At 53.9% G+C, this 23,567-nt stretch carries 18 protein-coding genes; 15 read left to right on the top strand and 3 right to left on the bottom strand.

Annotated features, from left to right (window positions below; genetic code table 11):
* Window positions 1–63 precede the first annotated feature (63 nt).
* Window positions 64–1,107 (bottom strand): LacI family DNA-binding transcriptional regulator, encoded by a 1,044-nt coding sequence (locus ACFQ88_RS35340; protein WP_379462073.1) that lies wholly within the window; start codon window positions 1,105–1,107, stop codon window positions 64–66.
* A 163-nt stretch (window positions 1,108–1,270) separates the two neighbouring features.
* Between ACFQ88_RS35340 and ACFQ88_RS35335 the strand changes: the two genes are divergently transcribed.
* The 14 genes from ACFQ88_RS35335 to ACFQ88_RS35270 all read left to right on the top strand — a co-directional run bounded on the left by ACFQ88_RS35335 (window position 1,271) and on the right by ACFQ88_RS35270 (window position 19,416).
* Entirely contained in the window at window positions 1,271–2,692 is a 1,422-nt protein-coding gene (locus tag ACFQ88_RS35335) for an FAD-dependent oxidoreductase (protein WP_379462071.1), read from the top strand.
* 219 nt (window positions 2,693–2,911) lie between these two features.
* Window positions 2,912–4,531 (top strand): response regulator, encoded by a 1,620-nt coding sequence (locus tag ACFQ88_RS35330; RefSeq protein ID WP_379462069.1) that lies wholly within the window; start codon window positions 2,912–2,914, stop codon window positions 4,529–4,531.
* A 17-nt stretch (window positions 4,532–4,548) separates the two neighbouring features.
* Window positions 4,549–6,378: a sensor histidine kinase gene (locus ACFQ88_RS35325; RefSeq protein WP_379462067.1), complete on the top strand. Its 1,830-nt coding sequence runs from the start codon at window positions 4,549–4,551 to the stop codon at window positions 6,376–6,378.
* A gap of 341 nt (window positions 6,379–6,719) precedes the next feature.
* A complete protein-coding gene (locus ACFQ88_RS35320; protein WP_379462065.1) occupies window positions 6,720–7,685 on the top strand; it encodes an ABC transporter permease in 966 nt (321 codons plus the stop codon).
* Between the two features lie 13 nt (window positions 7,686–7,698).
* A complete protein-coding gene (locus ACFQ88_RS35315) occupies window positions 7,699–8,574 on the top strand; it encodes a carbohydrate ABC transporter permease (protein WP_239628392.1) in 876 nt (291 codons plus the stop codon).
* A 92-nt stretch (window positions 8,575–8,666) separates the two neighbouring features.
* Window positions 8,667–10,196 carry an extracellular solute-binding protein gene (locus tag ACFQ88_RS35310; RefSeq protein ID WP_379462063.1) on the top strand — a complete coding sequence of 510 codons (1,530 nt, stop codon included), beginning with the start codon at window positions 8,667–8,669 and terminating at the stop codon, window positions 10,194–10,196.
* Window positions 10,197–10,308: 112 nt separating this feature from the next.
* Window positions 10,309–11,655, top strand: coding sequence for an FAD-dependent oxidoreductase (locus tag ACFQ88_RS35305; RefSeq protein ID WP_379462209.1), 1,347 nt, complete (start codon window positions 10,309–10,311; stop codon window positions 11,653–11,655).
* A 30-nt stretch (window positions 11,656–11,685) separates the two neighbouring features.
* On the top strand, window positions 11,686–12,321 hold the full coding sequence (locus ACFQ88_RS35300) for an SGNH/GDSL hydrolase family protein (RefSeq protein ID WP_379462061.1): 636 nt from the start codon (window positions 11,686–11,688) through the stop codon (window positions 12,319–12,321).
* Between the two features lie 598 nt (window positions 12,322–12,919).
* Window positions 12,920–14,797 (top strand): asparagine synthase (glutamine-hydrolyzing), encoded by a 1,878-nt coding sequence (gene asnB / locus ACFQ88_RS35295; RefSeq protein WP_379462059.1) that lies wholly within the window; start codon window positions 12,920–12,922, stop codon window positions 14,795–14,797.
* An 18-nt stretch (window positions 14,798–14,815) separates the two neighbouring features.
* Window positions 14,816–15,556 (top strand): Cof-type HAD-IIB family hydrolase, encoded by a 741-nt coding sequence (locus ACFQ88_RS35290; RefSeq protein ID WP_379462057.1) that lies wholly within the window; start codon window positions 14,816–14,818, stop codon window positions 15,554–15,556.
* 44 nt (window positions 15,557–15,600) lie between these two features.
* Complete coding sequence (locus tag ACFQ88_RS35285; RefSeq protein WP_379462055.1) at window positions 15,601–16,083, top strand: DUF456 domain-containing protein; 483 nt, start codon at window positions 15,601–15,603, stop codon at window positions 16,081–16,083.
* 75 nt (window positions 16,084–16,158) lie between these two features.
* Entirely contained in the window at window positions 16,159–17,838 is a 1,680-nt protein-coding gene (locus ACFQ88_RS35280) for a putative polysaccharide biosynthesis protein (protein ID WP_379462207.1), read from the top strand.
* A gap of 194 nt (window positions 17,839–18,032) precedes the next feature.
* On the top strand, window positions 18,033–18,488 hold the full coding sequence (locus ACFQ88_RS35275) for a GNAT family N-acetyltransferase (protein ID WP_379462053.1): 456 nt from the start codon (window positions 18,033–18,035) through the stop codon (window positions 18,486–18,488).
* A gap of 142 nt (window positions 18,489–18,630) precedes the next feature.
* Entirely contained in the window at window positions 18,631–19,416 is a 786-nt protein-coding gene (locus ACFQ88_RS35270) for a DeoR/GlpR family DNA-binding transcription regulator (protein ID WP_239628372.1), read from the top strand.
* Between the two features lie 143 nt (window positions 19,417–19,559).
* On the opposite strand, the gene ACFQ88_RS35265 is transcribed toward ACFQ88_RS35270, so the two are convergent.
* Both ACFQ88_RS35265 and ACFQ88_RS35260 read right to left on the bottom strand, forming a co-directional pair.
* Window positions 19,560–20,345, bottom strand: a complete 786-nt coding sequence (locus ACFQ88_RS35265; RefSeq protein WP_379462051.1) for an HAD family hydrolase — start codon at window positions 20,343–20,345, stop codon at window positions 19,560–19,562.
* Window positions 20,346–20,434: 89 nt separating this feature from the next.
* Window positions 20,435–21,736 carry a DUF2515 domain-containing protein gene (locus ACFQ88_RS35260; protein WP_379462049.1) on the bottom strand — a complete coding sequence of 434 codons (1,302 nt, stop codon included), beginning with the start codon at window positions 21,734–21,736 and terminating at the stop codon, window positions 20,435–20,437.
* A 189-nt stretch (window positions 21,737–21,925) separates the two neighbouring features.
* On the opposite strand from ACFQ88_RS35260, the gene ACFQ88_RS35255 reads away from it, so the two are divergent.
* Window positions 21,926–23,518 carry a copper amine oxidase N-terminal domain-containing protein gene (locus ACFQ88_RS35255; protein ID WP_379462047.1) on the top strand — a complete coding sequence of 531 codons (1,593 nt, stop codon included), beginning with the start codon at window positions 21,926–21,928 and terminating at the stop codon, window positions 23,516–23,518.
* The last annotated feature ends 49 nt before the right edge of the window (window positions 23,519–23,567 follow it).

Here is a 23,567-nt window from a genome sequence, read left to right as displayed (position 1 = left end):
TATCCCACCGGAGTATACAATCAAATTTCGAGTTTCTTTGGTTTCTTAACAAGCTCAGGCCGGTCAATCGACCGGCCTTGTTGTGCTGCCGATATGCATCTCGCATTGAATGCGGATATGCTCAAAGGGAAGCGTCGGGTTGGCGATCCGCCACAGCATCCGGTCTGCGGCACGGTAGCCGGTTTCACGGATCGGCAGAAGCGGGCGTGTAAAAGGCGGCAGGGGACTGCTCCCGGTCTGCTCGTTCAGGAAGCCGATCAGCGACACATCCTCCGGCACCCGCAGCCCAAGCTCCGAGCAGAGCTTGTACACTAACGGCACCTCGCCGTCGATGCCGCAAATGATTGCTGTCGGCTTCCAGCGCCTCCACTTCTCCTTTAAGTCCTCCAGCCAATCCGTGTGCGATTGGCGCGGAGACGTCGAATGCTTCGCAGGATCGACGGCTGTGCCGAAATCGCTCATGGCCTGGCCAAAAGCCTGCCAGCGAAGAGCAAACCCCCGCTGTACATGGATGTCTCCGACATACATGATGCTCGAGTGGCCAATGCTCCGCAAATAGGCGACCGATTGGTACGTTGCTTCGTACACATCCCAAATGACGCTGTCCAGCCGCGTTCCGGGTGGAGGGAAGCTGAGCAGAATCCGCGGCATTGCAAGCTCGAAGAGCGGTCTCTCCCAAGCTTTCGGCACGATGCTCGGCGCTATAAAAATGCCGTCGGCGTATTGTACTTCATGCTCCTCAAGCCATCGCGCCATCGCTCTTTCGCCGATCGTTTTGGGCAGCAGCAGCGTATCGATCTGATGGCCGAAGGAAGCGAATCGTTCATGCAGCCCTTCTAACAGCAGGCGGTTGTAGTTGACCGATTCTTCGGTCTGCACAAGAAGGAAGCGCTGCCGCTCCAACGGATAAGGAGCAATATGCTGCAGCCTCAGGCTGCGGATTTGCTCTCTAGTGTAGTAGCCCGCTTGTTCAGCCGTCCGGACGATCAGCTGGCGGGTCGCTTCGGACATCCCCGGCTTTCCCTTGAGCGCCTTGGAGACGGTCTGTACCGTCAATCCGAGCTCCTTTGCCAACGATTTCAGCGTCACTGCTTTGCGGACAGGCATATACGCCCCCTCCTCGTAATCCCAATGATTGTTCTTCCATCGTATCACGTTTCCCCGATGCAAGTGAATGATAAGTTAAACTAAAGTGAAACTAGTTCCCTCCGTACGGCTTACTATAATGTAAGTATCAGCACCCCAAGCCGGGTCTAAGGAGGATGTTACAATGTCTATTTCAGCCAATGGAAAGTCTTTGAATACGATGACCGTTCCGTCCCAGCAGCTTCCGGTATCCTATACGCCGGATGTCGTAGTGGTAGGAGGCGGGCCGACCGGAATAGCGGCGGCTATGGCAGCGGCCCGCAACGGAGCGGATACACTGCTCATCGAGCAAAGAGGCTATTTGGGAGGGATGGGTACGGCAGCGCTCGTGCCTGCGTTTTGTCCCTACACGGATGGAGAAAAGCCGGTAATCCGCGGCATCGGCCTTGATCTGCTCGAGCGGATGAAGCAGGAGGCGGGAGCGGATTTCCTGAACCGCTACAAGGATCGGCTCGATTGGGTTCCGATCGATGTGGAAACGCTGAAGCGCGTCTACGACGATGCCGTGCTGGCGAGCGGGGCGAAGCTGCTGTTCCACACGTTCGCGGATCAGGTGCTGCTGGACGGGGACCGGATTCAAGGGCTTGTCATCAGCAACAAGACCGGCCGATCCGTCGTTCAGGCGAAGCTGTATATCGACGCTACGGGCGACGCCGATTTGGCAGCGCTTGCCGGTGTGCCGTTCCAGGTAGGCGGCGAGGAGAGCGAGCTGCAGCCGGGCACCATGTGCTACGTAGTCACGGGGGCGGATAAAAGCCGCTTCGACCGGTTCATCCAAGAAACGGGCCAAGGCGGGCAGCTGGAAAAGACGATCGTAGAGGCGCAGCAAAACGGCGACCTGCCGGACGGGCGCAAGCGCATTTCCGGCATCGCCTGGATATCCGATACGGTGGCCGGCTTTAACTTCGGCCATATCTTCGGCATCGACGGCTCGAAGGCGGAGGATTTAACCCGTGCCGCGGTAGAGGGGCGCAGGCTGATCGAGACGCAAATCCGCTTCTTGCGCAAGTATGTTCCCGGCTTCGAGAACGCTCATCTCGTTCATTCCGGCGATCAGATCGGAATCCGGGAGACGCGGCGCATCGCCGGCGACTATACGCTGGTAGTGGACGACTTCCTGTCCATGCGCACCTTTGAGGACGATATCGCGAGAAACTCCTATTTCATCGATATTCATTTGGCGAATGCAACGAGTACGATGACGATCAAGCATTTGCCGAAAGGGCAGTCGCACGGCGTACCGTACCGCTGCATGCTGCCGCAGGGCAAGTCCAATCTGATCGTGGCCGGGCGCTCGGTCTCCTCCGATAGGCCGGTGCAGGGCTCGCTCAGGGTGATGCCGAATTGCTTTGCCATGGGGCAGGCGGCGGGAACGGCCGCGGCGATGCTGAGCGTAACGGGCGGAGGCTTCCGCGATATTCCGATTCGGGAGCTCCAAAGCAAGCTCATAGAGCAGGGCGCATGGCTCGGCGAGCGGCCGGGTCAGGCGGACGGCGGGGTCACGGTTGCCGCCGGCCATGTCACCTATGATGAGGAAAATGAGTAAAGGTGGTTCCTCACCCGCCTCACAGCGATGAGCCGGGGTCACCACGTGAAAGGTAAATCGCATCGCGGCATGACGCGGCTGGCCGCATTTTGCTACTAAAATCCGATCCGTCCCTGGAGGCTCGTCCTCCGGGGCTATTCCTATTAATGACAGTTTTCTTTTGCCGGTGCCTGTGCTTTACTTGGGGTATCTATCATAAATGAAGGGGGCCGGGATTGCATGTATACACTTGTCATCGTGGACGATGAGCCTCATGTCCGTTACGGTCTTCGTCATTATTTTCGCTGGAGCGATTTCGATATCGAGGTGGTGGATGAGGCGGATGACGGGCTGACGGGGCTGCAGACGGTCGAGCGCGTCAAGCCGGACATCGTGCTGACGGACGTTCGGATGCTTCATATGGACGGTATCCGGATGTCGACGGAAATTCGCGACAAATATCCGCATATCAAGATCGTATTTGTCAGCGGACATGACGATGCGGACTATTTGAAATCGGCGCTTCAGGTGAATGCGATCGATTATATTTTTAAGCCGGTCAATATGCAGGAGCTCGAAACGGTTGTGAAACGGGTTACCCGTGAGCTGGAGGAGGAACGGCGGGAGCGGAATCTCATCGCCGATATGCAGGTGAAGCTGACGCAGAGCATGCCGCTGCTCAGAGAGAAATTTCTCATGTCCATAATCCGTGACGGGGTCGGACAGCCGCTGCGTATACAGGACCGGCTTGATTTTCTTGGCCTTAAGCTGCCTGCGGAAGCTTCTTACTGGGTAATAATCGTGCAGATCGACGACAGCGCGGATGTGGTCGAGGTGCGCTCCGAACGGGATAAGCAGCTGCTGGCTTATGCCGTAATGAATGTGTGCGGGGAGCTGATCGCCCGCTATATGGACGGATACGCCTTTGAGAACCGCAGCGGCGAGTATGTCGGCATCGTGTACGGGGAGCACGGACAGGAAGGGCTGGAAGATCAATTGTTCCTGCTGGCCGAGGAGATACGAGACAATTTGGCCCGTTGGCTGAAAATCAGCGTCACTATCGGCGTAGGGGAGCCGGTGCATAAGCTTACCGCTCTGCCGTTGTCGTACACACAGGCAAGGGAGGCTGCCGACCGGAAATGGTATTTGGGCAAAAACCGCATCATTACTATGGATAGTCTGGAAACGGATGAAGACAGCCCTTACCGGTTCGATATGTCTCAGGACGAACGGTTTTTGTCGGCGCTAAAGGCGGCCGAGCCGGAGCCGCTGCTCCGCGAGCTGGACGTCTGGTTCGAGAGGGTGGCGCGAAACCGCAAGGACGGCTTCCACTACGGGCGTATTTTCTCGCTGGAGCTGATTCTTATGTCGAATCGGCTGCTGCTGGAGCTGAACATACATGACAGGGAGCTGGAGAAGAAGGAGACGGAGCTGTGGAGCCGCATTCATAAACAGGAAACGATTCGTGATGTCCGGCTGCTGCTGGAGCAGCATCTGCTCGACGTTTGCAAGCGGATTCAAGAAAAGCGGAGCGGCAAAGCCCGCAACGTGATCGAGCGCATCCGAGCGGTCATGGAGCAAAGGTACGCGGAGAATCTTACGGTAACCGATGTGGCGGCGAGCGTTTACTTAAGCTCCACTTATGTCAGCTTGCTATTTAAGCAGGAAACCGGAGAGACGGTATATGAATATTTGACGAAGGTCCGGATTGAGAAGGCGAAGGAAATGCTTGCCGATCCACAGTACAAGTTTTATGAGGTATGCGAAGCGGTCGGCTATTCAGATCCGAGCCATTTCAGTAAAATTTTCAAGAAATATACGGGGCTCACACCCAGCGGCTACAGGGACCAATTGACATAAGAAGGGGCTAGATTCGGATGAAAAAACGGTACCCAAGATGGATCCGCCAGCTTCCGGCGCTCTTCCGCGGCATCATCGAAGCAAGAAACTGGCTGTTGGCCTATGTGGTGTTCATATTGGTTCCCGCCGGATTTCTTCTGTATACGTACTACCAGAAATCGTCGGCGATTTTGGAGCAGGAGGTCACCCGGACGATGCTGCAGACGATCAAGCAAACCGGGATCAACCTGCAATATCAGCTCGACCGCGTTCGCGATACGTCTAACTCCCTGTTTATGAGCCCCAGCCTGTACCGGTATTTGGCCGAGCCCGATTCCGTGTTTCCGATCGATGTCATGAAAAATTTGCGTTCGCTGCTGGAGGTTGCTGAGAACAACGAAAATGTATTCCGGGTACGGCTCTTCGTCGACGATTCCAAGCTGTATGCCGGGGAGAAAGTCAATTTTTTTCCGGTGGAATCGCTCAAAGGCAGGCCCTGGTATCCGCATGTGCTTGAAGCGGGAGGCTCTCTGGTATGGACGGAAACGTACAAAGAGCATTATATCGACCGCGACGATGCCTACGTCATTTCGGCGGTGCGGATGCTGCGCGATCCTGCGGACTACGACCGGTTCGCAGGAGTACTAATCGTCGATATGAATGAGCAAACGATCGGGAGCTTATTGGGCCGCGTCGAGCTGTCCAAGCGGAATGCGCTGTATATTATCGATAAAAATGGCGCGATCGTTTGGCATCCGGACAAAGCGCGAATCGGGCAGCCGGCTGAACCTAGGGAGCTGCTGTCCCGCATAGTACAGTCCCGGGAAGGAATAGAACAGGCATTGGAAAACGGTGAAGTCAATTACACGGTGTTTACATCGATTCAAAATACCGACTGGAAGCTGGTTGCGGAAGTGCCGGCAGGGGAAATTTCCAGGCAGGCGGTGACGTTGAACCGGTTCTCGGGAGCGGCTATCCTTCTAGGCGCTTCCGTCTTGTTCCTGCTCCTTGTCTTCGTGCTTCTTGCCTTCGTCATCCGGGGCATGAACCGGCGGGTGCAGCTCGTCATTCGTGCCATTCACCGAGAAGGGCTGGAGCGCCTGGACGAGCACAACGTTCGTGAGGGCGGGAGTCTGAACGTACTGGAGCGGAGTGTCGACCATATGATGCACAAGGTCAAAGGGCTGATGGAGGAAACGTACGCCGCCAAAGTTCAGGAGCGGGAGGCGCAGCTGCGGGCGCTGCAAGCCCAGATCAACCCGCATTTTTTGTACAATACGCTCGATATGATCAACTGGATTGCCGTGGGGCGCGGGGCTACGGATATTAGTCAAATGATCGACGCCTTGGCCAAGTATTTCCGGTTAAGCCTGAACAAGGGCAGAGATATGGTAAGTGTGGAGGACGAGCTCGATTTGGCGAAGGTGTATTTAGACATTCAGCAAAGCCGCTTCCCGCAAAGCTTCGAGTTTACTATAGAGGCCGATCCCGAAGTCATGGGCTTCATGATGCCCAAGCTGACGCTGCAGCCGATTGTCGAGAATGCGCTGCTTCACGGCATCCGCAAATCGAAGCGGGGCAAAGGCTCCATCCGTGTGGAAGCACGCCGGGAAGGGAGCGATGTACTGCTCGCCGTCTCGGATGACGGTGCAGGCATGGAGGAGGAGCTGGCCGCCAGGCTGCTGACGGAGCCGCATTCGCAGACCCGGATGGACGGAACAGGCAGCTCCTACGGGCTGTACAATGTGAACGAGCGAATTCGTTTATATGCGGGTGAAGGATACGGATTGTCGGTTCGTTCCAGCCCAGGTGAAGGTACGACCGTGAATGTGCTCTTTACAGCGATACGTCCTGGCCGGATGAATTGAAAACTCCATAGGATTGAACCAGAAACCATAGAATCACCATCTACAGCCGATGACCCTCACCTCCTATAATTACATTATAAGAAGTTGTTTAAAAAGTTCACTTTGACCACATCAGAATGATCGGGTGCTAACTAGAACGGCATTCTGATTGGCGAATAAACCTACTTCTTAACGCGGTCGTTCATCTTCGAAATACCTCGAAAGTAGGTTTATCTCATAACGAAGTCAACCGAGAAGCTACTCGACATCGAATCTTGAACGAAGCCGGGAAGTCCAACCTTCTCGGTTCTGAAACCGAACTTTTTAAACACGCATTATAAGCACTCGGAGGTGACGCTAACATGAACACTACAACCGCTGCCGATATCGACAGCAAGCCTGCGGCAAGAGCCCGTGCTCAGCGGGACAGCCGGTGGAAGCTGTTCCGAAGCCATATCGAGATGTACGTCCTGCTGATTCCGGGCCTGATCTTTTTACTTCTGTTCAAGTACACGCCTATGTACGGCATCGTGATCGCGTTTCAGGATTTCAACATTTTCGACGGCATAGCCGGAAGTAAGTGGGTAGGGCTGGAGCAGTTCCGCAAGCTGATGCAATCGGAGGAGTTTGTCCAGGTGTTTACGAACACACTGCTCATCAGCGTGTACAAAATCGTGCTCCTGTTTCCGGTCCCTATCGTCGTGGCGCTCTTGCTGAACGAGATCCGGCGCATGTTTTTCAAGCGGACGGTGCAGACGATCATTTACCTGCCGCACTTTTTATCGTGGGTCATCATTTCCGGATTGTTCATCAACATTTTGTCGCCTTCCGGCGGGCTGGTCAACCAATTTCTGGCCTGGCTCGGCATGAAGGAGATTTCGTTCCTGCTGGACAACGATTATTTCCGCAGCGTCGTCGTATTCACGGCTGGCTGGAAGGAAGTCGGCTGGAACGCGATTATTTTCATCGCCGCTATTGCGGGGATCGAGCAGGAGCAATATGAAGCCGCTTCCATAGACGGGGCGGGAAGAATCAAGCAAATGTGGTATATTACACTGCCCGGCATTTTGCCTACGATCGTCCTCATGTTCATTCTGCGGATAGGGCATTTGCTCGATGCGGGAACGGAACAAATTTTGACGATGTACAACCCCGTCGTCTACCAAACCGGCGATGTCATCGGGACGTACGTGTACCGTGTCGGTCTCGGTAAAATGGACTACAGCTTCAGCACAGCTGTCGGCTTGTTCAATTCCGTCGTTGGCTTCCTGCTCATCGTATTCGGCAACACGCTCAGCAAAAAACTGCTTCACCGAAGCATTTGGTAAAGGGGGAGAACTCATGCGTAAAAAAACGATCGGCGACATCGGTCTGGATTTGTTTTCTTATACGGTGCTGCTCTTGATGGCCGTCGCCACGCTGCTGCCCTTTGCCAATGTGCTCTCCAAATCGGTGAGCGAGGAGTGGGCGGTCGTCTCGGGCAAGGTCGGTATTTTTCCGGTAGGCTTTCAACTGAAAACGATGGCTTATGTCGTCACCTCCAACCAGTTTATCCAATCGTTTCTCATCTCTGTATTGGTGACGGTCATCGGAACAGCACTTTCGATTCTAATAACGGCTGTAACGGCCTACCCGCTGTCGAAGCGCCACTTGCCTTTCATGAATGTTATCATGGTGCTGTTCGTCTTCACGATGATGTTCAGCGGGGGTATGATTCCGAATTACCTGCTGATGAAAAATCTTGGCTTAATCAACAGCTTGTGGTCGTTAATTCTTCCTGCGGTGATCAGCGTGTTCAATATGCTTGTGATCAAAAGCTACTACGAGAGCTTGCCGGAGGCGCTTGAGGATTCGGCGAAAATGGACGGGGCGCGAACGTTCACGATCTTATTCCGCATTATTTTGCCTCTAAGCGGTCCCGTAATCGCCACAATCGCCTTGTTTTATGCGGTGTATTATTGGAATGATTTCTTCAATCCGATGCTGTATATCAACGATCCTTCGCTCAAGCCTCTGCAGCTGTATTTGCGGGACATCGTTATGGATGCCGACTCGTCCTCGGCCGTCAACAAGAGCGTCGACGATCTGATGAATGTTTCTCCTGAAGGAGTACGGGCGGCTACGGTTATCGCTTCTACGGTGCCAATCCTGCTGGTTTACCCGTTTTTGCAAAAATATTTTATCAAAGGCGTGCTGATCGGCTCCGTCAAAGGGTGATGCGAGGTTTATATTTCATGGGTCGGAACGCCTGAGCGGCATTCCGGTCTTAAGAAATTGAAGCCATAGAAGACAATTCAAGGAGGGTTCATATGAACAAAAAGAAATGGATCGCCGTTACGCTTGCCGCTTTAACTCTCACTTCCGCCGCATGCTCTTCCAAAGGGGGAGACTCTTCCTCAGCTTCATCCGGTACGCCGGCTGCGGGGAATAAGGAAGCGAAGCCGCAGCTTAAGTCGCTGCAAATTTGGCAAAAGGACGATTACAATACGTATCCGGTAGCCAAATTGCTCGAAGAAAAAACGGGCTATAAAGTGCAATACGATATGCTGCCTCAGGACAAACCGCAGGATAAGCTGAATCTGCTGATAGCTTCCTCCGAGCCTTACGATGTGATCACGACGAACGGCGGCAGCGAGTTCAAGGCGATTTATGCCGATTATGCAAAAAAAGGAGCGCTGACCGATCTCGGACCGCTTATCGATAAATACGGACCGAACATCAAAGCGTCCGTTTCCCAGGCAACCCTCGATGCGGCCAAGGTGGACGGCAAGCTGTATGCGATTCCGACGACGGCGATTTCTTTTTCGGGAAGCAGCCTCATGTTCCGTCAGGATTGGCTCGACAAGGTAGGGATGAAAGCGCCTACAACACTGGATGAGCTGGTAGCGGTTTTGAAGGCGTTCAAGGAGAAGGATCCGGGCGGCAACGGCGATAAAAATATTCCGATGACCATCAAAGGCGACGATCCCATCGTAGTCAATATTTCAGGCGCATTCGGGCTTGCCAATTCGTATAACGATGTGAACGGCAAGCTGACTCCCCGGGTTCTGGACCCCGGATATAAGGAATATGTTGCTTTTATGACCGATTTGTTCAAGCAAGGCCTGCTTGACAAGGAATTCGGCGTGAACAAGGATGCGACGATGAAGGAGAAGTTCTCCAGCGGACGGGCGGGCGTCATTCCGCTGCACTGGGCCGACGTGCCAACGGTAGCGGACGCACTGAAGAAAAATCAGCCGGATGCGAAGATGGCCTACGCCCCTGCCATGAAAGGCAAGGACGGCAAGATGGGCATCTCCGCCTCGTCCGGGTTCGACCGGATCAGCTTCATTCCTAAGGCGTCCAAACACCCGGAGGAAGCAATCAAATGGATCAACGCCAAGCTGGATAAAGATACGTTCAAGCTGATGGCGATCGGCGAAGAAGGAAAGCACTATACGTTTAAGGACGGGGCTTACATGCCGATCCTGCCGATTTTCACCGACGAGCGCAATCAAGCGAACAACTTCCTCATGGGTGTCGACGAGAAAAATTATCCGACGTATTGGCAGGCGCGCGTCCGCAAAGACCCTCGCTTGTTCGAGGCATGGGAGTTTCTGAATGTGAAGCAGCCGGCCGAAATGAGAAAGGTCGATCTGCTCGGCATCTCGCCGTTCATGCCGGAGTACTCGAAAAATATCCAGCAGTTGGGCACGATGCTGAACGATTACACGGTCAAGCTCATATTCGGTGCGGAGCCGATCAGCGGACTCGAAGCGTTCCAGCAAAAATATAAAGCGGCCGGCGGAGACGCAAGCTTCAAAGAAGTGAACGATTGGTATACCACGTTGAAAAAGTAAGTGGATAGTATGCCGGTACGGTTTACGGTTAAAGAAAGAACATGATATGCAGTCAGGCTGGCGCACGGGGGGTCCCGGCGTCGGCTTGTTTGCACTAGAGGAGGATGAAACGATGGGAACGATTATCGAAGCGGATGTTGTCGTTTGCGGGGGAGGACCCGCAGGAGTTAACGCGGCGATTGCTGCAGGCAGAAGCGGTGCCAGGACGGTGCTGATCGAACGATACGGCTTTATCGGAGGCATGTCGACGGCTGCTCTGGTCTACCCGTGGATGACCTTCCATACTACGGAAGGCAAGCAGGTGATCAAAGGCATCGCGCAGGAAATCATCGACCGGCTGAAGGAGCGGGGCGCGTCTCCCGGCCATGTTCGCGATACGGTCGGATTTGTGCATACGATCACTCCGTATCATCCGGAGCATTATAAGGTGCTGGCGCTGGAGATGCTCAGGGAAGCGGGCGTGAAGCTGCTGCTGCACAGCTTCATCGACCATGTGGACACAGTCGAGGATCAGAGGATTCAATCGGTCCGGTTGACGACCAAATCGGGCAAAATCGATGTTCGCGGACGCGTATTTATCGACGCTACCGGGGACGCCGATATCGCCTATTTGGCAGGCGCTCCGTGCTTGCAGGGACGAGACGGCGACCGGCTGACCCAGCCTATGACGATGAAATTCCGCATGAGGGGCGTTGATCTGGCGCGTGTGAAGCAGTATATGCTTGAGAATCCGGACGAGTTTTATAAAAAAACGCCGTTCGAGGAGCTGCCGAATTTGCCTCTATCCGGCGTTCTTGGCTTCTTTAAGCACTGGAAGGAAGCGAACCTGCCGATCAATCGCGATCAAGTGCTGTTCTTCACAGGTCCCGAGGACGACGAGGTGCTGGTCAATACGACCCGCGTCCAAGGGCTGGACGGCACCGATGTCGAGGACTTGACCGAAGCGGAGGAGCTCGGGCGCAAGCAGGTGCTGCTCGTCGCCGAATTTATGCGGAGCCGGCTGCCCGGGTTTGAACGTGCGTCCGTCTCGTCCGTCGGAGCGCAAATCGGCATCCGCGAGACGCGGCGGATCGACGGGGTCTACGCGCTGCAGGTCGACGACGTCGTGCAGGGCCGGCGGTTCGCCGACGTTATCGCGCGAAGCGGCTACCCGATCGACATCCATGATCCGTCGGGCAAGGGAGTTACGGCCGCTTGGGTACAGGGAGACGGCGCCTACGATATTCCGTACCGCTGCCTGCTGCCGCAAAGGATTACGAATTTGCTCACCGCCGGACGCTGCATCTCTACGACCCACGAAGCGCTGGCGACGACCCGGCTTACGCCAAGCTGCATGGCAACGGGGCAAGCGGCCGGCTCTGCGGCGGGACTGGCCGTCAAGAACGGCGTTGCTCCCGCCGATGTCGACATGGCTGAGCTTCAAAGTGTGCTTGAAGCGGACGGCGCTTTATTGAACTAACGGCTAGAGACGGGAAGGAGAACTGCACTTATGCAAGTAGAAGGCGAAGAAGAAGTATCCAAGAGATGGCATGGCAGAACCTGGGGGACGCTCGGCGACAGCATTACTGCAGCCGGGGGTTACCAGCCTCATGTTCAGAAGGCGGCAGGTTTTCGCAGCGTGACGAATTACGGCGTCGGAGGATGTCCTATGACCGCGGGGGGCGAAACCGACTATGGCGCTACCGTAAACGTCGGGGAGCGGATCGATTCGTCCCTGGACTGTGTCACGATCTTTGCAGGAGTCAACGATTTCCGGCTTAACAAGCCTATTGGCGTGCAGGAGAAAAGGGACCGCACGACGTTTCTGGGAGCTTACGCGACGCTGGTCGAGCATATTATGGAACGGAATCCGCAGGCCGTTATCAATGTCTGGACGCCGCTGCAGCGGGACAAGGACGGCTACGATATTCATTATGTCAATGCTGCGGGGCATCGTCTGATCGACTACGCAGAAGCTGTGAAGCACATCGGGGAGGCGTATTCGCTGCCTGTCCTCGATCTTTACGCGATAAGCGGATTTACGAAAGAGACGCTGCCGCAGTACACTACGGACGGGCTGCATCCGAACGAAGCCGGCCATCTGCGGATCGCAGAGCTTGCGGCGGAATTTTTGATAAGGCTGTAAGCAAGAGAACAAGCCGTGGCCTCTGGCCGCGGCTGTTTGATACATTGCGCCGGGTTGTGACGTAGATATCACAGCCGTGTTCGCCTATTGCTTAAGGAACAGCAGTATTCGCAACATTTTCCCATAAATTTCCGTCTCTATTTAGAGTTTTTCAAAGGAGACGGTTGCGATCAAGAAAGAGCGTTATTTTGCCGTTTGGATTATCTTGTTATTAATTGAACTAGCGTACTTTTATAATTTGCTGCATCAGGTTCATGACGTAGAGGAAACGGTTTTTATTACCGTCGTTATTGCAGTTACTCTTGTTGTTGGCGCAACCGTCATCATCGTTTCCAATAATCGTTGAAGGGTTTGGGCGGTAATGAGTACTTATTGATACAGAAACACGGTGAAATCTTTCCTTAATATAATATTACTGTGCAGGAGGTGCTAATGTATCGGTAGCTCCTCTTTTTATTTTGATATGGATTTTATTGGCAATATGAAATTTATCCGCAATTCTATACTCTATTTTCAGAAGTCGCTGCGAATATGGTATACTATACTATCGAATATTTTTAACCGTTGCTGTAAGGACATTTGAGGAGGAAGCAATACGATGTGCGGTATTACCGGAACGATGTATTTTGAAGATAGAGAACCGTCCCATGCGATGCTTAAAGCGATGACAGACGTTATCGTTCACCGGGGGCCGGACGATGTGGGCTTTTGGAGCGAGAACCGGATCGGCTTGGGCTTTCGCCGGCTGTCCATCATCGATATCCGGGAAGGGCACCAGCCTCTCGCCAACGAAGACGACACGGTATGGATCGTGTTCAACGGAGAAATTTACAATTACAAATATTTGCGCAACACGCTTCAGGAGAAGGGCCATCAGTTCAAAACCCATACCGATACGGAGGTTATCGTCCATCTATATGAGGAGTATGGTGAGGATTGTGTAAAGCAGCTGCGCGGCATGTTCGGGTTCGTTATTTGGGACCGCCGCAAAAAGCTGCTGTTCGGAGCGCGCGACCAGTTCGGGATTAAACCGTTCTATTATTATAAGGATCATAGACGGTTCTTGTTCGGATCGGAAATTAAAAGCCTGCTTGCGGCCAACGGCATGGACCGCACGATTCATACGGAAAGTCTGCTCAACTATTTGACGTTCCAGTACGTTCCAGAACCCGATACGATGTTCCGAGGCATACATAAGCTTCCGCCTGGTCACACGATCAAGATAACATACGAAGGTGAGATGTCGATCCAGCGTTACTGGGATCCGATGTTCGAGCCGGAGGAGCGCCCGTTCGACTATTACGTCGAGCAGATCCGCGAAGGTCTGAAGGACTCGGTCATCCATCATATGCAAAGCGATGTGGAGCGCGGCTGTTTCCTGTCGAGCGGCATCGACTCTACCGCGATTGCTACGCATATGCGTTCGATCGAGCCGATTCGTACGTTCTCGGTAGGATTCGAGGGCCCGAACAACGAGACGGAGATCGCGCGTCAAACGGCTTCTGCGTTGGATACGGAGCATTTTTCCAAAATCATTACGCAGCAGGATTTCTTCGACACTCTTCCCAAAGCCGTATGGCATCAGGATGAGCCGGTTGCGGACCCATCAGCCATCGCACTGTATCACGTTGCTCAGCTTGCCCGCGAGCAGGTAACGGTTGTTCTGTCGGGTGAAGGCGCCGACGAGCTGTTCGGCGGCTACCGGATCTACTGCGAGCCTCAGTCGCTGCAGCCTATCGAACGGCTCCCGCACGGTCTCAAGCGGATTTTGCATGCGATAGCCAGAATGCTGCCTAGCGGGCTGTACGGCCGCAACTACGTGCTGCGCGGTACGACACCGCTGGAGGAGCGTTTCCTCGGCAACGCGAAAATTTTTACCGAAGAGATGAAGGCGGAGGTCGTCCGCATCGACAAGGAGATGCTGAGCAGCTACACCAACCCGTGGGCCATTGCGAAGCGCTTTTACGATAAAACCCGCCATCTCGATCCGGTGACGCGGATGCAGTATATCGATATGAATCTGTGGCTGCCAGGCGACATTCTGATGAAGGCCGACAAAATGACGATGGCTCATTCTCTGGAGCTTCGCGTACCGTTCCTGGACGTCGAGCTGTACGAGATAGCAAGGAAAATCCCTGCACGCTACCGGATTGCCGAAGGCACGACCAAATATATTTTCCGCAAGGCGATGGAAGGGATCATTCCCGAATTCATCCTGAACCGGCCGAAGCTCGGATTCCCTGTTCCGCTCCGCGATTGGGTGAAGGGCAATCAGGGCAAGGTGATTGTGGAGCAAATCGCCGCCAGCGGCATTGAAGATTACATCAACATCGATACGGTCCGCCAAATGCTGCACAAGCATCAAAACGGGCAAGGCGACTATGCGCGCCGTCTGTGGACGATTTATATGTTTGCTTTATGGCATGTAACCTATATGGAAGAGCTGCCGAAACCGACACTGGCTGAAGCGCTGTAGGAAGGGGTTAATTACGGCATGGGGAAGTATAAGCTGATTGCGTTAGATATGGACGGAACCTTCTTGACCGAGGAAAAAACGGTATCCGCCGAAAACCGGAAAGCCATTGAAGCGGCTGCGGCTGCCGGAGTGACAGTCATGTTCGCTACGGGCCGGGGCATCCCGAACGTGATGCCGTATGTGGAGGAGCTGGGGCTCCAGTCTCCCATTGTAACGGTAAACGGCAGCGAGGTATGGTCGGCGCCGAAGCAGCTTCACAGCCGGACGTTTCTCGAGCCGGAGCTCGTGAAGAGCATGCGTGAGATTGCTCAGAAATACGATACATGGTACTGGGCTTATGCCGTCAACGGGATTTACAACAAGGAACGGTGGACGACGGAGTCGCTGGAGACCGAGCAGTGGCTCAAATTCGGTTATTATTACGAGGATGAAGTAAGCCTGAAGGCTATTCACGACCAACTGGTTTCCTGGGGGCAGCTGGAGATAACGAATTCCCATCCGTGCAATATCGAGCTCAATCCCAAAGGAGTCAGCAAAGCTAGCGGACTCCATGTCGTATGCGGGCTGCTCGGAATCGATATGTCCCAGGTCATTGCTATGGGCGACAGCTTGAACGACGTATCGATGATCCGGGAAGCGGGCCTCGGCGTAGCGATGGGCAATGCCCAGGATGCCGTCAAAAGTTTGGCGGACGTCGTCACCGGGACGAACGAGGAGCACGGGGTTGCGCAAATTATCGAGAAGTACGTATTATCTTGATGGAATCGGGATGTTCGTATGTTAAGGATTAGAGGTGACAGCCTGTGGTCATAGCGGCGTGGATTATCGTTATTTTGTTGTTTGTCATCGGGATGGCCGGAGCGGTATACCCTGTTCTCCCGGGAGCGTTGGCTATTTATGCGGCGTTCTTCGTTTACGGCTTCATGGTGGATTTCAGCCCCTTCGGCTTCTGGTTCTGGTTTATCCAGACTACGATTGTGGTCGTTCTTCTGATAGCCGATTATTTGGTCAGCGCGCTGGGTGTGAAAAAATTCGGCGGCACCCGCGCCTCGGTCATCGGCAGCACGATCGGCCTGCTGCTCGGTCCCTTCGTCATTCCGGTGGCGGGCTTGCTGCTTGGGCCATTCATCGGTGCCGTCATTGGGGAAATGGTGGTCGGCACGGAGTGGAAGCAGGCGCTCAAGGCGGGCGTCGGCGCTGTGGTCGGATTTTTCTCGGGCCTCGTGGTCAAAGTGATTTTGCAGCTTCTGATGATCATTTTGTTCTTCATTTGGGTGCTGCTTTAGTAATCGGGCGGAGACGGCCGCTTGTTTCGTAAATGGCTGCCGCCCGGTTTAATTCATCAGGGGGAAGGGAAAGTCTTGGCAAAGGATTCGCTAGTCAAAGGTACGTTAATATTAACGTTAGCGGCGCTGGTTGCGCGTGCCCTGGGGGTCGTGCAGCGGATTCCGCTTGTTTTTCTGTTGGGCGAAATCGGGATGGCCGCCTACGGGATCGCATTTAACTTGTATTCGATGCTGCTTGTCGTGGCGACGGCGGGAATACCGAGTGCGCTAAGCAAAATGATTTCCGAGCGAACGGCGCTCGGACTCCATGCGGAGGCGAACCGGATCTACCGTGCAGCTCTTTTGTTTGCCGGGGGAGCCGGTCTTGTCATGACCTTGTTCCTGTACGGGGTCGCTCCGTACTACGCGGACAGCATTTTGAACCCTCAGGCGACGCTGCCGATACGGGCTCTCGCTCCGGCGCTGCTGCTGTTTCCGCTTATCGCCATTATGCGCGGATATTTTCAGGGCCGCCGGATGATGATGCCGAACGGCTTGTCGCAGATCATAGAGCAAATCTTCCGCGTCGTGACCTCCGTCGTGCTCGCATACATGCTGTTAAGCCATAGCATGGAGTGGGCCGTCGCCGGCGCTTCGTTCGGCGGCGTAATCGGCAGCATCGCCGCAGCTGCCGTCATGGTGTACTATGCGCTGCGGCTGCGGCGCACGGACACGGCGGAGCGCGCGGCGGTGAACGCCGGCGCTGACCGGACCCAGGAAGGCGTCGCGACCAGCTCGCTCGCCTTCAAGACGATTTACAGCCAGCTGTTCCGGCTGTCGATTCCGATCGTCATCTTCTCGATGACGGTGACGCTCATCTACACGATCGATTCCTCCATCGTGACGCTGCTGTTGAAGGACCAGGTCGGGGAAGAGAGCGCGCGGGAAATTCTCGGGATTCTCGTAGGCCGCGCCCAATCGCTGGCAGGAATCCCGATCATTCTGGCGGTTGCGCTCAGCCAATCGATCGTGCCGATCATTTCATCGGCCTATTCGCAAAAGGACATGAAGCAGGTGTCCGACCAGACGGGAAAAGTGCTTCAGATCTCCATTCTGAGCGGATTGCCTATGGTACTGCTGATTTGTCTGGCCGCAGGGCCGATTAACGAATTTATATTCGGCAACCCGAAAGGTTCGGCAGCCGTCGATACGTACTCGGCTCCTATCATTATCGCGCTCACCATCAGCGCCATATTCCAGATCGTCATGCAGACGTCCGGAGCCGTGCTGATGGGGATGGGCAAGATGCGGGCACTCGTGCTTGGGGTTATTGCAGGCATTGCGGTCAAGCTGGCCGCCAGCTTCGTATTGGCTCCATGGCTCGGAATTTACGGTATCATTGCCGCTACCTGCCTGTGCTTCGTCGTGATGACGTGGATTAACCTGAGCGTGCTGCGCCGGGAGATCAAGTTCCGCGTGCTCGGCGCCCGCTGGGTAGGCTTGATCGTTACGACGGCCGTCATTACTGCCGTCGGCATCGCGTTGGACTGGCTCGTCCAAGCCTATGTGACGCCTTTCGGCAGTCCGCGCCCGGATGCGTTCCTCCAGACGGTTATCATCTGCGCGGTGGCCGGTGCCGCCTATCCTGTACTGCTCATGCTTACGAGAACGGTTCGCCTGACTGATCTGCAGCATATGCCGGGACCGATCCGGCGCTTGGTCGGCCGCTTTGCTCCGCGCTTGTTGAGCGGCGGCAAGGAAAAGCAGGGCAGCTAATTATTTGTCTGGAAACAACAGCGGCTTGAGGAGGTATCCCGCCGGGGGACCTTGCAAAAATTTCAATAATAGGTTGCTCAACAAGCTCTACCGGAGATACGTTATGGTATCTCCGGTTTTTCTTACCCCAATGTTCCCATAAGCTATCGCCGGTGGTAAGATAAGAGTTATTTATTTCATAAGGAGACTTGCATATGCCGAATACAAACATCATGGTTAGACGAGCCGAGCGGAAGGATGTGCCGCAGCTGGCGGAGCTGATGAAGCAATATATGGAGTTCTACCAAAGGCCGCTTCCGGAGGACGGGAAGCTTCAGGACTTCATCGTCCATTTGCTGGATCACCCCGATTCCGGATTGCAGTTCGTAGCTGAATCGGACGGGGAGCTATCAGGCTTTGCAACCCTTTACTATACATTCAGTACGCTGCAGCTGAAGCGGGCTGCCGTTATGAACGACCTGTTCGTAGCCGCCGATGCTAGGGGCCGCCGAATTGGCGAAGCGCTGTTCCAGGCGTGTCTCGCTTACGTCCGGGAGCACCATTACGCGTATATGACTTGGGAAACGGCTCGCGATAATCATTCGGCGCAAGCCTTTTATAACAAAATGGGCGGACAGCGGTCGGACTGGGTCGTGTACGAAATCAATTAGCCCAGGGACGGAAAGATCGGAGCAGGAAGGACGTTTGCTTGAGTCTGATGCCTTTCTTGCGGCCATATAGTTGAAAATTCGTCCGTATCGGATATACTGAAACTAATTTTGAAATATTTTCAGCTGATGGTGGTGTTCCGATTTGTCGCTTTTGGGCCAGGAAAGAAAAGAAATTATACTGCAGACATTATTGCGCGACGGGAAAGTAAAAGTGATTCCCATGGCGGAGCAGCTCGGGGTATCTACAGAAACGATCCGCAGAGATCTGGATGCGCTGGAATCCGAGGGAAAGCTGCAGCGGGTGTATGGGGGAGCGGTCCGGTCGGGGTACGAGCACGGTGAGCCGACGTTCCAGCAAAGAACCGAGCTGCATGTCGATGCCAAGAAGAAAATCGGGCAGCGTGCGGCGGAGCTTATCGAGAACGGCGATACGATTGCGCTGGATGTAGGCACAACCATGATGGAGCTGGCCCGGTCGATCGTCGGCAAAAAGAATCTGACCATTCTCACCAATTCGCTGCCTATCGCGTCCTACCTGTCGGATGCCCTGAACCATAACCGGTTTACCGGCAAAGTCATCGTGCTCGGAGGACAGCTGAATCCGGAGCAGCAATCGCTTACTGGCCCTCTGTGCGAGCAGATGATGGGGCAGTTTTATTTGAACAAAGCATTCCTGTCCATAGGAGGGCTGTCGTTAGCCGGCGGTGTGACCGATTATGATATGAATGAAGCCTATATATCGCGACAATTTGCCGGTGCGGCCCGGGAAGTGATCGTTCTTGCCGATCAATCCAAAGTCGGGGTGCAGGCCTTTACCCGGATAGCTCCACTGGATGATGTAGACATCATTGTGTCCGATCAGGAAGCTCCGAAAGATTGGAACGGGCTTTTGGAGAAAAAAGGCATTCTCTGGCTGACCTGCGAATAGGGAAGAAGGTTCGGTAATGACTTTGACCGAACCTTTTTTTGCGGATGGATTTCTACCCAATCTAATCCTTTAGTATTTATCCTCTGAACGGGGTCTCACTCCCGCCGGAGACTGTCTGCACGGACAATCTCCTTTATTCGATATCACACTATCTCCAGCAGCTCTGTCAGCCGCGTAATTTCATAGGAAGGTCGGTTGCCGGAAGGCGCTGTCCTCCGGTGATGATTGATCCATACGTTCCTCATTCCTACTCCGTTAGCCCCGCGAATATCCGTATCCAGATTGTCTCCTACCATCAGAGCTTCCCCTGCAGTTACATCCAGCAGCTTGAGCGCATGCTGAAATATGGCAGGAGCAGGCTTCCCGGCTCCGAAAGTACCGGAAATGACAATGTGCGCGAAAAAGTCCGCCAGCCCCGGTATGCTGTCCACCTTCTCCTGCTGCAGATCGGGCGCGCCATTGGTAAGCAGCAGCAGCTTGAACTTCCCGCTGAGCCGCTCCAGCACCGCGAACGTATCGTCGTAAATCAGGGGACGGCGCCTTCTTTCGTCGGCAAACCGCAAAGCAAGCGTCCGGGCGAGCTCCGGATCGTCCGTGCCCGTCTTCAGCAAGCCGCGGGACCAGGCTTCCGTCTGGTATTCGGGTGCAAGCTGCTGAAGCTTCAGGAACGCAGGGTTCCCGCAAGAATCAAACCGGCCCCACAGTGCTTCCAGATAGGTTACTTCTATCATATTGGCCCATTCATAGATTTCCATGGAAGTGAACAGCTCCGAAGCGGAGTCGCGAACGGCAGTCTCAAGCTGTTCTGGGGCAGCGCCCGTTTGGTCCGCTGCGAAAGTACAAACAGCTTGGAATGCTTCGTCTATACTTTTTTCATCCCATAGTAACGTATTATCCAGATCGAAAATAATAGCTTTTGTAGTAGACATCCTACTCATCCTCTCGATAGTCTACTATTAATTTGCAACAACAAACAACATAAGTCAACACTAAAAACCAAAATAACAAACATTATTATCTAACTCCACAAATCTCCGGCAAGCACAGCAAGCTCGATTTTATTGAGTCCAAAGCAATATTCATGAGTCATATCAAAGGAAAAAGGCGGCTCCACAGACGCAAGATATCGAAGCGAGGCGTCGAGAGTTTCCGCGCTCAGCCAGTCCTCCGGTTCGATCTCATCGACAGGACGATCTTTCCACACATCGGTAAGACGGGGGCTGTACAGCGGTACGGCACCCGGACGGAGGGAGCAGCCGTCAAGCCATTCCTTCAGCTGTCCTCTCGGGACGGGCGGCGCTTGACGGATCGGGGCGAACAGATGCGGCCAGTAGTCGGAGCGGGAGCCGGTATGACGCTGAGCTGCGGCGTAGCGCACAGCCCCTTCCAGTACGACAGGGATGCCGAACAGGATGGCATACAGCTTCTTGCCCAGCTCGATTCGCTCCTGCAAATCGCTGAAGCTTTCCAGAATAAGACCTGCGAGCCGAAGGCGGCCGTCGATGTAATAAGGAAACACCACCTGGTTCAGCTGCAGCTTGGATTGCGCGTTGAAGAACAGCGTGTCCAGCACGGTCGTGCGGTAGGTCGGATGGCGCACCACTCTGTGCTCTATGTAATGCTGCTCGTTCACGATCAGCGCCATTGTAAGCAGAGCGGAATCGCGCCGCTCCCAGAATAACTCCCAGACAGGAAGCATGAAGGAAGATACATTGAGGCCTCGCAGGCAGTGGAACTGGGTCTTGCCCGCCCTCAGGCTCGCTTCATACAGCAGAAGCTGAGGATAAGCGTCATGGAAAATAAGCGCATTGGCGCGTTCGAGAAAGGCGTACACGTGCTCCTGCTGTTCCGTGCTCAACAAATAAGGAAGCAGTTCGCCTTTTACGTCCGTCATATTCCAGCCGCCGTTGCGCGAAACCATATGGGCCAGCAACGACCAATGCAGCTCGGGATGGCGGGTGAACATGTCTAGATAAGCGGCTGTTCTCGTTATGTTGCTGCGGTTCCGGCGTGCAGTTTCCAAGCGGATGTGCCTGACAAGCTCCTGGTCCGCGGCAGAGAGCGATTCGGCAGCTTTGCTCGCATCACCCAGTGACTTTCCCTTTACAGACATCGCCGGACCAAGCAATCCCCGGAGCTGTTCTCGCAGTATGCCTACCTCTTCATCCCGTATTTGGATGACCTGGATGTGCTCCAGCTGATCCTTTTCGTACAGGAACGTATCCGTCTTGTCTTTTGCCCAATGGATGATTTCTTGCGGGACGGTCGCCAGCTTATGCAGCAAATCCGAGACGCCCCATCTGTACTTTCCGCGCTGCATAGAGGCTTTCCCTCCTTTCCCGATACAGTGCCGAATGATTTTCATGACAAATAAAGGAATGGGTCGTTGCACGTCGTATAACTTATAGGAGTGCTTTTGCAAATGAATATTGAATCTTTTCCAAGAGATTTCACGTAGTACATTATGCTTGCAGCACTGCATTTATTTTACACTTATTGGAGGTTAGCAATGAAAAACATCACCATGCAACGTTGGCTATCCCTGCTGCTGATTGTCATGCTTGTCGTTCTGGCAGGATGTCAACCCGTAAACGGAGTCGATTTAAACAAGCTCATCGAGAGCAGCTCCAGCGTGAAAACATCTCAGGGCACTCAAACGATTACCTTCGATCTAATCCGCAACGCTTCGGTGAAGCCGAGTGAAGAACAGCAAAAAATGCTCGATCTGTTCGGTAACGTAAAGCTCAGTATTACGGATATGAAGCAGCAGGATCTGACGCATCTGTCTGTCAAAGGAACCTTCGAATATGCCAAAGGCAAAATTCCTTTCCAGATCGTCATGTCGGATCAACAATACATCATCCAGGTTGAGGGTGCCAAGAAACCGATCGTGTTACATAACAGCGGCGGAGCTTCCATGGAGCAGCTTCAAAGCACGCTCTCCAAGGAAATGCAGGAGCAGATGAAGCAGCTCCAGAAAAAAGCGGAGCAAATGGCGCCTACCTTCGTTACTTATTTCGGTACCAAGCTGCCGAATCCGAAGACGATATCCATCACGGATTCCAAGCAAACGATCAATAACGAGAGCTTGAATCTGAAGCAAGTTCATGTAGAAGTGAAGGGTGACGAGCTGCTTAATTTGGTCAAAGGCTTTTTGACTAATTTGCTGGCAGACGAGAAGGGCATGAAAGAGCTGATCGGTCAATTGTACGATCTGGTGCTGCCGCTGGCCCAGCAGGCGATGAAGGAAAGCAAGGCGCAAAATCAAGAAAGTCCGATGGACGAAATGATTGCACCGTATTTGAACAACAAGACGTTGGCAGTAGAATTCGCTTTTACGTTCCTGCAAACGAATTTGAAAAAGACGCTCGATAACTACGATCAATCCGTTCAAGAGGCGTTGAGCTCACCAGCAGGCTCCTCCTTGCGCGAGCTGTTGAGCGAGAAAAACTATTTGAAATTAGATCTTTATGTAGACAGCGATTTGATTCCTCGCAAATCTTATATGGAGCTTCTGGTTAACTTTCCAACAACCGGCGAAGAATCGGTTACAGGTATGAAAGTGACTTCGACTTCCGAAGTGTGGAACATCAACAAGCCTGTCACAGCGGATACGATTGACGTTAGCGGCGGCAAGCTGGAGCTGGAATCGTTGAACAAGCCGGGCAAAGTGCTCCAGGCGCTTGATTCCAAGTCCAAATTGTATGAGCTCTTGAAATCTGATCTTCATATTACGAAAAAAGAAATCAACATGTTTATGGACGATTCGGAGGACATCTACGCCGATTCCGTGAAGCCTTATAACCGTAACGGCGTGGTCATGGTGCCAGCCCGCTTCGTTGTTGAACAGCTGGATGCGGATGTAACCTGGGATGCTGCAACGCAGCAAGTCTCTATCGTCGACTCGATTAACGGGACGGTCATCAAGCTCAATATCGGCAGCAAGCAGGCTTCCGTCAACGGCATGATCAAGCCGCTGGAAGCCGAAGCGGAGCTGACGAACGGCTCGACGTTCGTTCCGGTCCGATTCATTGCCGAGAGCATGGGAGCAGTTGTAAGCTGGGACCAGGAGCTGCAAATGGTAACCATTACCCGGGATTAGTATATCCGGTTCCGGCTCGTCTCATGAACGCAGCCGGATAAGCAGTCTA

It is taken from the genome of Paenibacillus sp. NPDC056579 (assembly GCF_042793215.1).
Classification (GTDB): Bacteria; Bacillota; Bacilli; order Paenibacillales; family NBRC-103111; genus Paenibacillus_S.
The sequence above is the reverse complement of the archived record's forward strand: the minus strand, read 5'-3'. Positions and strand labels throughout refer to the sequence as shown.